The sequence below is a fragment of the Flavicella sp. IMCC45668 genome (assembly GCF_057219105.1).
The window spans coordinates 1796830-1809921 of sequence record NZ_CM170114.1 but is presented as its reverse complement, the minus strand read 5'-3'; the positions used below and the strand labels follow the sequence as shown (position 1 = coordinate 1809921).

Sequence of the window (13092 nt, the reverse complement as noted above, 5' to 3'; positions counted from 1 at the left end):
CTTCTTTTCATTGTTATAATGACTTCTTGTAAAAGTGATAAAAAAGATGCTTACACAGAAGTAAAGTATGATTACAAGAATTCAAAATTTGTAGGATCAGAAAGTTGTAAAGAATGTCATGCAGCATCTTTTAATAAATGGAAAGGATCACATCATGATATGGCAATGAAAATTGCGGATTCTGCTTCAGTTAAGGGAGATTTTAATGATACGGTTTTTATACATAAGGGTGTCAAGTCTTCTTTTTATAAAAAAGGAAAAGAGTTTTACGTTACAACAGCTAATAAACAAGGGGAACCAGAGGAATACAAAATAGTATATACGTTTGGTGTAACTCCGTTACAGCAGTATATTGTAGCCTTTCCCAATGGAGCATATCAATGTTTATTAACGGCATGGGACACGGAAAAACAACGATGGTTTCATTTACAAAAAGATGTTAATTTAGCACACGACGAATGGCTGAATTGGACAGGAGGTGCTTCAAATTGGAATACCATGTGTGCGGATTGTCATTCTACAGATTTGAAGAAGAACTATGATTCTAAAACCGGACATTACAAAACTACTTTCAGTGAAATCAATGTAAGTTGTGAAGCCTGTCATGGCCCTGCTTCAGGTCATGTAGCGCATTATAAAAACCCAATTTTAGATAAAGTAGCGCCCAAACTGTACATGGAGTCAAATATGAATTCAAAGGAATTGGTTGACAAATGTGCAAGATGCCATTCTAGAAGAACTCAAATCACAGATTATTTTAATTATGATGGTGCGTTTTTAGATCATTATATCCCTAGGATATTAGAAGCACCTACCTATGAATTAGATGGTCAGATAAAAGATGAGGATTATGTGTATTCTTCTTTTGTACAAAGTAAAATGTACCATAATGGTGTTTCTTGTAAAGATTGTCATGATGTGCACTCGTTGAAGCTTAAAAAAGAAGGAAATGCCCTTTGTCTAAATTGTCATACATCAAAATATGACTCTCCTGAACACCATTATCATAAAATGAATACCAAGGAGGCTGAATGTATTAGTTGTCACATGGATGGTAAAGTGTATATGGGAAATGATTTTAGAAGAGATCATAGTTTTAGAATCCCTAGACCAGATCAATCAGCTAAGTATGGTACTCCAAATTCCTGTGTAACTTGCCATAAAAATAAAACCAATGAATGGGCGGCAAATGCTATTGTAAAGAACTATGGATCGGAAAGAGCGGATCATTTTTCTGATTATTTATTAAAAGGCTCTCAAGGAGATAAAGCGGCTTTATTAAAATTGTTGGGGAGTGATAAATATCCAGATATTGCGGTAGCTACTTCTATGTCGCATTTGATTAACCAAAGAGCCTCTAAGGCGGAAGTTGCAAAGATTGCTTTAAAGTTGGATGACGCTTCAGCCTTGCTGCGAAGAGAGGCAATTGTTTCTATTCAAAAAACAAGAGATGCGTCGTATGCAAACAGTATTAAACCTTTGTTGAATGATTCAATACGTTCCGTTAGAATGGCTGCTGTAAGTTATTTTATAGCTTTAAAAATTGATGTTTCTGATGATGTAAATTATAAAATAGCTCATAAAGAGTTTTTGAATTTTCTTGATCTTAATTCTGATTTTGCGAGTGGTCAATTGCAGATTGCTGAATATTTACAATCAAAAGGGGAGACTGATTTAGCCATTGAAGCTTATCTGAAAGCAATTGAAATTGATTCTTATTATAATGTAGCTAGAATGAATTTGGCCCTCTTATATTATCAGAAGAAAGAGATTAAAAAAAGCATAGAATTGTATACAAAAGTTATTGAGTTAGAACCAGAATTTGGGTATTCTTATTATATGTTAGGTTTGTTGTATAGCGAGTTGAAGAATCCCGAAAAGGCTCTTTATCATTTGAAATATGCAATGGATAAGGATCCTAGCAACTTGAATGCTTTTTATAATTATGCATTGCTGCTGCAGCAAGAGGGGAGATTGCAAGAAGCTTTAACTGTTTTAAATATGGCAGTAAAAAGATTTCCCAAAAATGAAAAGTTGTTGTATGCCAAACTTATTGTAGAATTAAATTCTAACGCTTCGGAGCAGGCATTTAAAACTTGTTTGTTGTTATTGGAAATAGCTCCCAATAATCCAAACTATAATCAAATCATGCAGCAATTACATTCTAAATCATAGAATGATATGTAAATTGTTGCTGATGTTTATTATTACGCTTATATTTAATCTGTTATAAGTAAAATAACACCGATCAGATAACTTTTTGACTTAATATTGAAAACCGTAATACTTAATTTAATAATTGAACTATGAAAAAAAGCAATTTTTTTAAATCTATTGCAATTGCAGCTACAGCATTTGCATTTGGTTTTAGTACAAATGCACAAAAGAAACCTAACATTCTTGTAATTTGGGGGGATGATGTAGGATGGGGAAATATTAGTGCTTACAATCATGGTATGATGGGGTACAAAACCCCTAATATTGATAGGATAGCAAATGAAGGTGCTATGTTTACGGATTGGTATGCACAGCAATCATGTACGGCTGGTAGAGCAGCATTTATTTTAGGGCAACATCCTTTTAGAACTGGTTTGTTAACTATTGGTATGCCAGGCTCCACTCAAGGAATAAAAGATAACCAACCAACTATAGCAGAATTATTAAAAACACAAGGCTATACGTCAGGTCAGTTTGGTAAAAATCATTTAGGAGATAGAGATGAGCACCTGCCTACAAACCATGGATTTGATGAGTTTTATGGTAATTTATATCACTTGAATGCAGAAGAAGAACCAGAAACATATTATTATCCTAAAGATCCTGAATTTCATAAGAAATTTGGTCCAAGAGGTGTAATTCATGCTACATCTGACGGTAAAATAAAAGATACAGGACCCTTGACAAGAAAACGTATGGAAACTGCCGATGATGAGTTTACTGCCGCGGCGATTAAGTTTATTGAGAAAGCACATGCTAATAAGCAACCATTCTTTGTTTGGTTGAGTGCTACGCGAATGCATGTTTGGACACATATGAAAGAGGAAAGTATCGGTGTTACCGGAATTGGTTTGTATCCTGATGGTATGGTAGAACATGATAAAACGATTGGTGTAGTTTTAGATAAACTAGAAGAATTAGGAATTATTGATAATACTTTAATTATGTATTCTACTGATAATGGAGCTGAAAAATTTACTTGGCCTGATGGAGGAACAACTCCGTTCAAAGGAGAAAAAGGTACTACTTGGGAAGGTGGTTTTCGAGTTCCTTGTGCAATACGCTGGCCTGGAGTGATAAAACCTGGTACAGTTGAAAACAGTATTTTTTCACATGAAGATATGATGCCTACCATTTTAGCAGCAGCAGGAGTTCCTGATGTGAAAGAAAAATTATTGAAAGGTTATAAAGCAAACGATAAAAAGTTTAATGTTCATTTAGATGGATATAATATGATGCCTTATTTAAAAGGAGATGTGAAGGAAAATCCTAGAAAAGAAATTTTTTACTTCGACGCTGGAGGGAATCTAAACGCCCTAAGATATGGAAACTGGAAATTACATTTCTCAACAATGGAAGGTGCTATTAATACAGCTTATAGAAAAACACCTTCTTGGCCGTTAGTTGTGAATTTACGAGCAGATCCATATGAAGTTTCGACAGATTCTGCTTTATACATCCGATGGATGGCTGATAATATGTGGTTGTTTGTACCAGCGCAGGCTTATATTGGAAAGTTTTTAGAAACATTTAAAAAATATCCACCGGTTCAAGGAGGTTCCTTGGGGATAGATAAGGTTGTTCAATCTTTGAATACACCACCAAGAAACTAAAATACCAATGGTTTCAAAAAAGCTTGTACTAGAATTTAGTACAAGCTTTTTTTATGCTTACATAATTCTTATCTTAGAGGTAAACATTTGTTAAGGGGAGCATGGCCATTTGTTTGTAATTTAGTTTCGAGAGTTTTTTATACAATAAATAATTTAGAAGACTTTTAATTATTTGAAAATCAATTATTAATTAAATATGTTATTATGAAAATGAAAAAAAAGGATTTGTTTAAATCCATTGTTTCAGCCGTTGCTATGGTGGCAATTGGAATTGGTGCACAAGCACAAAAGAAACCTAATATTTTGGTGATATGGGGAGATGATATAGGACAATCTAATATCAGTGCTTATACCAAAGGTATGATGGGGTATACAACCCCGAACATTGATAGAATTGCAAATGAAGGATTGATTTTCACAGATTATTATGCAGAGCAAAGTTGTACTGCTGGTAGATCTTCATTTATAATGGGACAAAGTGTTTTTAGAACAGGTTTAAGTAAAGTTGGTTTACCTGGGGCCAAAGAAGGAATTTCTTCTGAAGATCCTACAATTGCAGAATTGTTAAAACCATTAGGGTATGCTACAGGTCAGTTTGGGAAAAACCATTTAGGAGATAGAGATGAGCACTTACCAACAAATCATGGATTCGATGAGTTTCTTGGGAATCTTTATCACTTAAATGCTGAGGAAGAGCCAGAATTACCAGATTATCCGGACCCAAAGAAATATCCTAATTTCAGAAAGAAATATGGACCAAGAGGTGTGATTAGCAGTTCTTCTGATGGAAAAATAAAAGATACGGGACCATTGACTAAAAAGAGAATGGAGACAATTGATGATGAGACTGTAGCGGCTGCCAAAGCTTTTATTACTAAAACAGTACAATCAGGGAAACCATTCTTTGTTTGGTGGAATGGAACAAGAATGCACTTTAGAACTCATGTTAAAGAGGAGCATAAAGGTATTTCTGGACAAAATGAGTATGGAGATGGAATGGTAGAGCATGACATGCACGTTGGAGAGTTGTTGAAGTTGTTAGATGATTTAGGAGTTGCAGATAATACAATTGTAACTTATGGAACTGATAATGGACCTCATAAAAACTCTTGGCCAGATGCTGCAGCAAGTCCGTTTAGAGGTGAAAAAAACACCAACTGGGAAGGTGGTTGGAGAGTACCAGCAATGGTACGTTGGCCTAAGAAAATAGAAGCAGGTTCTATTTCTAATGATATATTTTCTGGAATGGATTGGCTTCCAACATTTTTAGCCGCTGCTGGAGATAAAAACGTAAAGAAAAAATTATTAAAAGGGTATAAAGTAGGAGATAAAACATTCAAAGTTCATTTAGATGGATACAATATGTTACCTCTTTTAACTGGGAAATCTAAGGAGAACCCACGTCATGAATTATTCTACTTTTCTGATGATGGTGACTTAACAGCACTTCGTTATGATGACTGGAAGTTTATTTTTATGGAGCAAAGAATGGCAGGTACTTTAGGAGTGTGGGCAAATCCGTTTACTCCTTTACGTGTACCATTGATTTTTAACTTACGTAGAGACCCTTATGAAGAAGCTACTATTACATCGAATACGTATTACGATTGGTTGTTAGATCACGTATTTTTATTAGTGCCTGCGCAGGATATCGTTGGCGAATTTTTAGGTACTTTTCAAGAATACCCACCAAGAATGAAAGCAGCAAGTTTTAGTTTAGAGAAAGTGTTGGATAAATTATCGACACCACAGCAAAATTAGGAGATTGCTTACAAAAAATTAAAGTCTAATAGAAGAAATTCTATTAGACTTTTTTTTATCATGATTTTGACGTACCGTAAATCATGCTAGTAGATGTTGAAAAATATTATTTGCGTGTATAACTTACAAAACTATAAGCGTATTTGTTTTTTTCGTCAGGTTCAAAAGTTTCTCTTTTTGTTTCTTTCCATACAGATGCATCTATTTTAGGAAAAAAAACATCCGCATCAAATTCATGATGTACTTCGGTAATATCTAATTGGTCTACAAGTTTAATTGCCTCATTGTATATTTGGGCACCACCTATAATAAAAGGACTAGAGTCTGATTTGGCAACCTCTAAAGCCGCTGAAATTGAATTAACGATGATACACCCTTCTGCTTTGTAATTCTTGTTTCTTGTAATGATTACAGTAGTTCTATTTGGAAGTGGTTTTCCTATAGATTCATAGGTGTTTCTTCCCATAATGATATGGTGGCCTGTAGTGGTTTTTCTAAAACGAATTAAATCTGCAGGTAAATGCCAAATTAGGTCATTATCCTTTCCAAGCGCATTATTTTCTGCAATTGCAGCAATTATTGTTGTCATTTTTCAGTTGATTTTCTAATCGACCAATTTAGTGAGGTTTATAGATACTTGCAAGTAAAAACAATAATTAGCTTTATCTATAAAAACCTCAAAAGAAACTAGAGATTCTGTAGCTGGAGTATTGATATTCTAGTTTAATTCGGGTTTGTGTGGTTCTAGTATAAATAATCTTGACTTGTGATTTTTTATGCTGATAACGATCCGATTTAGTCTAGTGGGTAGGTTTATTATTTTTAGGGTGAAATAATATGTTTCTTTTATGAAAATAGGAAAGTTGTCTTATTTAGGATTTTGCAAATTCGAATTTGAGGAAAAGGACAGAAAAATCATATGAATATTTTTATTCGACCATGAAGCTAATTGGTAGTGAAAAAATCGATTTGTATGGCTTTCCTTGTCTAAGAGAAGGGTGGTTGAATTTAGGTATTAGTTTAATTATTCTTTTTGTTTCCTCTTCCAATTCGGTGTGTTTAGCATCTGAATATAGAAACTTAAAAGTACCATTTTCTTGTATTTGCAACGTTGATATAAAACGATGTTTACCAGGTTTCAGGTTTAGTTTTTTAAGTTTAGTACTTTTGAAATTTTGAGCTATGGATTCGTGAATAGTTTGCTCACTGCAATGCTTTCTATAACGAGTGGTTAGTTCTTTTTCACATCCAAGGATCGTTGGGTTCTGATGAATAATAACAATAGGATTTGGATTGATAATTGTTTTTTTATTTTTATAACATAGAATATTTAAGGAGGCTTTGTCAATATTATGATTATCAATTAATTTGAGTATATCAATGGGGGCATTTTTAATCAATTTATTAATTCTATAGGATAAAAAGATATCTCTGCTGTTATTATGTGGGTTGTAGATCTTTCCATTATTGTCAATATCGAATGTGACCCTTAAATTTGGCTGAAAATACGATAGTTCTGCTTCCCGTATGTCTTTAGTTGTTAAGTGACTTTTTAAGTATGAAAGTAAGTCTTGGTTTTCTGCTATAGAATCTGTTAGTTTAGAGTTGTATTTATAAGTTTTAGGATAAAATTTTTCATCAAAAGAAATTGAAAAATGCTGGGTGGAAGTTTTATATGACGCGTTTAAAGTTGCTGGTTTAATTTTTAAAGGAAATGATTTTAAGATTTTTTCTTTTTCTTCAAAAATTATTTGGTCTTCATTCGGACTCGGTATGATTTTTAAATTACCGATTTCATCAATAATATATTTTACTTTAAGATGAGTATAATTGCGATTGTTAAATAAATTAAAATTAAAATTATCGAAAAAATGTTCCTTGACTTTTTCATTGGTACATGTAAGTTTATCAAAGTATAAGATTTCTTGGTTGCAATCGCCGCAAATAGGGCTTGTTAATTCAATAGGTTTGGTGCTACAATTAAAGAAAATCTTACCAGATTTTTTTGAAATTAGTTGCATGTCATAATAACAATCTGGTTTTAGGTCATAGAATGATTCCTTGGTGAAACGATGAAAAAGTAGTTTATAAATTTCATTATTCAATTCGGAATATTGGGCTGAAAGATTAACTGAATAGATTTTTTTATGATTATTTACATAAAATTTAGCAGTTATGACTGTGCTGTTTTTGTATAATTTTGCTTTTTGTAATAATGTATCAGCAATATTTTTTTTGAAATATTGGGAAATTACATTTGTAGAATCAGGTTTCGATAAGTATTTATAATCTGTAAAGCTTATCTTTTGAGCAACCAAGCAGGTAAATGAAAATAGAAAGATAAATCCGAAAAAATATTTGGTCATAGCTAGTTTTTTTGAGTCAATAAAAATAGCAGAATATCCCGTTGATAAAAAGCAGAAACCCTTGTTGTTAGTTTTTGTCTATATGTTTTAATCTAGTAGTATAAACTTTATTAGTGTTCCAATATAAAAGGAGTTTTAATCAAGTTACTTATTGGTTACGCAAAAGATAATCTTAAAAAAAAAATGAACCCATAGGGTTCATTTTTTGTATTATTTCTTAAAAGATACTAAACTGATACAGCTCCTCTAATTAAAGGATGAGGATCATAGCCTTCTAAAGTAAAATCTTCAAAAGTAAAATCAAAAATAGATTTTATATTAGGATTGATTTTCATAGTTGGTAAAGGTCTTGGGTCTCTTGACAATTGTTCTTCAATTTGATCAAAATGGTTGGTGTAAATATGTGCATCACCAAAAGTATGAATAAACTCACCCGCTTCTAATCCAACAACCTGTGCAATCATCATTGTCAATAATGCATATGATGCAATGTTAAAAGGTACGCCTAAAAAAATGTCAGCACTTCTTTGATAAAGTTGGCAAGATAGTTTTCCATCCGCTACATAAAACTGGAAAAAAGCATGACATGGTGGTAGGGCTGCTTTGTTATTTGCTACATTTTCAGAAAAAGATACCGTGGTATCTGGCAACACACTTGGATTCCAGGCAGAAACCAACATACGTCTGCTGTTAGGGTTTGTTTTAAGAGTTTCAATGACTTCTTGAATTTGATCAATTTCTTCACTGTTCCAACTTCTCCATTGATGACCATATACAGGACCTAAGTCTCCATTTTCATCTGCCCAAGCATCCCAAATTTTCACACCGTTTTCTTTAAGGTAATTGATGTTGGTATCTCCTTTTAGAAACCATAAAAGTTCGTGGATGATAGATTTTAAATGCAGCTTTTTAGTAGTAACCATTGGAAATCCTTCCGTTAAGTCAAAACGCATTTGGTAACCAAATACACTTTTAGTTCCGGTACCTGTTCTATCTCCTTTGAATACGCCGTTTTCTTGTACGTGTTTTACTAAGTCTAAATACTGCTTCATCTTCTTTATTTTAATCTTGTTTGTTCAAAAATTTAAAACAAGCTTTACAAAAATAACAAAAGCATATTTTTAAAAAAGGACTTAGGTTTTTATTTTTAGAAAAGTAATTAACAGTTTAACAGTGCTAAAAAAAAATGATTTAGCGTTTGCTAATTTCATCTCTTAAATGTGCAGCAGTTTCATAATCCTCTTGCTCAATAGCTATTTGAAGTTGATTGTTTAATTCTTGAAGCGACATACGCTTTAAAGGGTCTTCATCTTCTGTTGTTGAAGTTTCTGTTAACAATTCATCCATGTCAAGTTCACTAGTGTCACTTACAATATCTTCTGCTTCTAATTTTAAAAAGATACCTGCTTTTTCAAGAATGGTCTCATAGGTATATATGGGCGCATTAAATCTCGTAGCTAATGCTATGGCATCAGATGTTCTTGCATCAATAATTTCCTCTGCTCCGTCTTTTTCACAAACAAGACTAGAGAAGAAAACTCCGTCTACAAGCTTATGAATGATCACCTGAAGTACTTTTATTTGAAACCTTTCTGAAAATGTTTTGAAAAGATCATGAGTTAAAGGTCTTGGAGGTTTGATTTCTTTTTCAAGTGCGATTGCAATTGATTGTGCTTCAAATGCCCCAATAATTATTGGGAGTGTTCTGTTTCCTTTAATTTCTGTCAAAACTAATGCATATGCCCCGCTTTGAGTTTGACTGTATGAAATCCCTTTAATGTCTAGTTGTACTAAACTCATATCTTTTTCTAGTTGTAGTGTAAAAAAAGACTGTTTATAAGATCGAGTTAAGTTCGAATTAGTATAAACAGTCTTATATGGTCTCAATTTAGTGAAAAATGTTAGTTTTTCGACTTAAATTCTTTTAGTTTTTCAATAAGTTGTGGAACAACTTCAAACGCATCACCAACAATTCCGTAATCTGCAGCCTTAAAAAATGGTGCTTCAGGGTCTGTGTTGATAACTACTTTTACTTTTGATGCATTCACACCTGCTAAGTGTTGAATGGCACCGGAAATTCCTATCGCGATGTATAAATTTGAAGCAACAGGTTTTCCTGTTTGTCCAACATGTTCACCATGTGGTCTCCAACCAAGATCAGAAACAGGTTTAGAACATGCGGTAGCAGCACCTAAAACATCAGCAAGATCTTCGATCAAATTCCAGTTTTCAGGGCCTTTCAAACCTCTACCACCAGAAACAACTACATCTGCATCTGCAATAGAAACTTTTCCCGCACTTTTATTGATGCTAGTTGAGCTTACTCCTGATGTAATAATTTCAGGTGAAAAATCTTCTTCTTCAGCTGTCGCTGGATTTTCAATAAGTCCAATAGAGTTTTTAGCCAGTCCTAATACTTTAATCGCACTTGAAATTTCAGTATGGTTAAAAGCTTTGTTAGAAAAAGCCTTTCTTTTTATAGTAAAAGGAGCGGTAGCACTAGGCTCTGCAATTACGTTAGAAGCATATCCGGCTTCTAATTTTGCAGCAACAATAGGAGCTAAATACAAGCCGTTTGAACTAGAATCAATGATAACGACTTCTGCATTTTCTTTTGTGGCAGCTTGCTCAATAATAGAAGCAGTAATTTTGGCGTTAAAAGAAGCTAATTCACTATTAGATACTTTGATAATTTTATCTGCTCCGTAGCTAGCTACTTCTGAAGCATTATCTGCATTGATGGTCAGCGCTACTAATTGAGTTCCTAATTGAGCAGCTACTTTTTTTCCATAAGAAACAACCTCAAATGCAATTTTTTTAAATTTTCCTTCCGATGATTCGGCAAAAACTAATACAGACATATACTATGTGTTATTAAGTTAACGTATTTTTTTTAGTTATCTCTAATTAGATAACTTTAGCTTCGTTGTGTAAAAGATCAATTAATTCATCAATGGCTCCAGCATCTACCATTTTACAAGCTCCTTTTTCTTCAGGTTTGTCAAATTTAACAGCTTTAGTAAGTGCTTCGGCATTGTTGCTTGGAACTATAGCCAATGGTTTTTTACGAGCCATCATAATTCCTCTCATATTAGGGATTCTCAGGTCTTTTTCTTCTACTAGTCCTTTTTGACCTGCAACTACTAAAGGTAATGAACTAGACAAACTTTCTGTCCCGCCATCAATTTCTTTTGTTGCTGTTGCATTAGAACCTTCAATTTCCAAACCAACACAAGCGTTTATAAAATTATAATCGATTAATGTAGCTAAAATTCCAGGTACCATGGCTCCATTATAATCGATAGATTCTCTTCCCATAAGGATCAAATCATAACTATTACCTTTCACCACCTCCGCAAGTTGTTTGGCAACGGCAAAACCATCTGTAGCTTCAGCATCAATTCTAATCGCATCATCAGCTCCTATAGCTAAAGATTTTCTTAAAGAAGGCTCTGTAGAAGCATCACCTACAGTAATCACTGTTACACTAGCTCCTTGCTTTTCTTTAAACCACATAGCACGAGCTAATGAAAATTCGTCGTATGGGTTGATAACGTATTGTACACCATTTGTGTCAAATTCAGCACCATCTGCTGAGAAATTTATTTTGGAAGTCGTATCCGGAACATGACTTATACACACTAATATTTTCATAGTTATAAGGACTTGTAATGTTATTTAATAAGTAATGCGAAGGTACTTAAAATTTTAGTAAAATGTAATTTTAATAAGGAAGAGTATCTATTTTTATCAATACAATAATTAAAGTAATCTCAGCATTTTTGGCTTTGGATTTTTTGGTTTTTCATAAATATAACACTTTTATTTTATTGATAATTTAAAAAATATTCCGATAACATATTTTTTTTAGTGAAAGAATAATATGATTTCTTGAAAATATTTTTTTTTTGAGAACTAATTAACAATTATGAACTGAAAATCCTTATTTTTGCTGTCTCATAAAGATGACTACAATGAAAACAATACAATTTAGAGAAGCGATTTGCGAAGCGATGAGCGAAGAAATGCGTTTGGACGAAAGCGTGTACTTGATTGGTGAAGAGGTTGCCGAATATAATGGAGCATATAAAGCTTCAAAAGGAATGTTAGATGAATTTGGAGAAAAAAGAGTAATAGATGCACCGATTGCCGAGTTAGGTTTTGGTGGTATTGCTGTTGGATCTACTATGACAGGTAACAGACCAATTGTTGAATACATGACATTCAACTTTGCTTTGGTAGGTATCGACCAGATAATTAACAATGCAGCTAAAATTCGTCAAATGTCAGGTGGACAATTTCCTTGTCCGATTGTATTCAGAGGTCCTACTGCATCTGCAGGTCAATTAGGAGCTACGCATTCACAAGCATTTGAAAACTGGTTTGCAAATACACCAGGTTTGAAGGTTGTTGTACCATCTAACCCGTATGACGCAAAAGGTTTATTGAAAGCTTCAATTCGTGATAATGATCCTGTAATCTTTATGGAGTCAGAGCAAATGTATGGTGATAAAGGTGAAGTGCCAGAAGGTGAGTACATTATTCCTTTAGGTGTTGCTGATACGAAAAGAGAAGGTACTGATGTAACGATTGTGTCTTTTGGTAAAATTATCAAAGAGGCATACAAAGCTGCTGATGAATTGGCAAAAGAAGGGATTTCTTGCGAGATTATCGACTTGAGAACAATTCGTCCTTTAGATATTGATGCTATTATCGAGTCTGTTAAGAAAACAAATAGATTAGTTATATTGGAAGAGGCTTGGCCTTATGGTAATATTTCTACTGAGATTACTTACCAAGTGCAAGAGAAGGCATTTAACTATTTAGATGCTCCGATCAAGAGAATTAATACTGCTGATACACCAGCTCCTTATTCTCCTGTTTTATTGGCAGAATGGTTGCCAGATTATACAGATGTAATTAAAGAAGTAAAAGAAGTTTTATACGTGAAGTAAAAACTTTAATAGTTTAAGAAAGAGCCTTTTTTCAATTTTGAAAAAAGGCTCTTTTTTTGATTTAATGATTAAATGTAAAATGATAGTTTTATTGCTATTAATTTTACATTTAAAACAGTAAGAAAACGTTGGAGTAAATTTTTGTCTATTTGATTTGCAGAATACTTAATTTGTCTATTT

At 33.2% G+C, this 13092-nt stretch carries 10 protein-coding genes; 4 read left to right on the top strand and 6 right to left on the bottom strand.

Features of this window, described 5'->3' with window-relative positions; genetic code table 11:
* Positions 1–18 precede the first annotated feature (18 nt).
* The 3 genes from AC2DZ0_RS07645 to AC2DZ0_RS07635 all read left to right on the top strand — a co-directional run bounded on the left by AC2DZ0_RS07645 (position 19) and on the right by AC2DZ0_RS07635 (position 5591).
* Positions 19–2175 carry a multiheme c-type cytochrome gene (locus tag AC2DZ0_RS07645; RefSeq protein WP_484644730.1) on the top strand — a complete coding sequence of 719 codons (2157 nt, stop codon included), beginning with the start codon at positions 19–21 and terminating at the stop codon, positions 2173–2175.
* 131 nt (positions 2176–2306) lie between these two features.
* A complete protein-coding gene (locus tag AC2DZ0_RS07640; protein WP_484644728.1) occupies positions 2307–3830 on the top strand; it encodes an arylsulfatase in 1524 nt (507 codons plus the stop codon).
* Positions 3831–4034: 204 nt separating this feature from the next.
* A complete protein-coding gene (locus AC2DZ0_RS07635) occupies positions 4035–5591 on the top strand; it encodes an arylsulfatase (protein WP_484644726.1) in 1557 nt (518 codons plus the stop codon).
* A 106-nt stretch (positions 5592–5697) separates the two neighbouring features.
* Here the strand turns inward: AC2DZ0_RS07635 and AC2DZ0_RS07630 are convergent, their stop codons facing one another.
* The 6 genes from AC2DZ0_RS07630 to AC2DZ0_RS07605 form a co-directional block, all read right to left on the bottom strand.
* On the bottom strand, positions 5698–6180 hold the full coding sequence (locus AC2DZ0_RS07630) for a dihydrofolate reductase (protein ID WP_484644724.1): 483 nt from the start codon (positions 6178–6180) through the stop codon (positions 5698–5700).
* 340 nt (positions 6181–6520) lie between these two features.
* Complete coding sequence (locus AC2DZ0_RS07625) at positions 6521–7957, bottom strand: hypothetical protein (RefSeq protein WP_484644722.1); 1437 nt, start codon at positions 7955–7957, stop codon at positions 6521–6523.
* Between the two features lie 227 nt (positions 7958–8184).
* Positions 8185–9009: a thymidylate synthase gene (locus AC2DZ0_RS07620; RefSeq protein WP_484492428.1), complete on the bottom strand. Its 825-nt coding sequence runs from the start codon at positions 9007–9009 to the stop codon at positions 8185–8187.
* 139 nt (positions 9010–9148) lie between these two features.
* Positions 9149–9757 (bottom strand): bifunctional nuclease family protein, encoded by a 609-nt coding sequence (locus AC2DZ0_RS07615; RefSeq protein ID WP_484644720.1) that lies wholly within the window; start codon positions 9755–9757, stop codon positions 9149–9151.
* Between the two features lie 101 nt (positions 9758–9858).
* Positions 9859–10818 (bottom strand): electron transfer flavoprotein subunit alpha/FixB family protein, encoded by a 960-nt coding sequence (locus tag AC2DZ0_RS07610; protein ID WP_484644719.1) that lies wholly within the window; start codon positions 10816–10818, stop codon positions 9859–9861.
* Between the two features lie 46 nt (positions 10819–10864).
* Positions 10865–11611, bottom strand: a complete 747-nt coding sequence (locus AC2DZ0_RS07605; protein ID WP_484644717.1) for an electron transfer flavoprotein subunit beta/FixA family protein — start codon at positions 11609–11611, stop codon at positions 10865–10867.
* A gap of 320 nt (positions 11612–11931) precedes the next feature.
* On the opposite strand from AC2DZ0_RS07605, the gene AC2DZ0_RS07600 reads away from it, so the two are divergent.
* Complete coding sequence (locus tag AC2DZ0_RS07600; protein ID WP_484492424.1) at positions 11932–12912, top strand: pyruvate dehydrogenase complex E1 component subunit beta; 981 nt, start codon at positions 11932–11934, stop codon at positions 12910–12912.
* Positions 12913–13092: the final 180 nt, after the last annotated feature.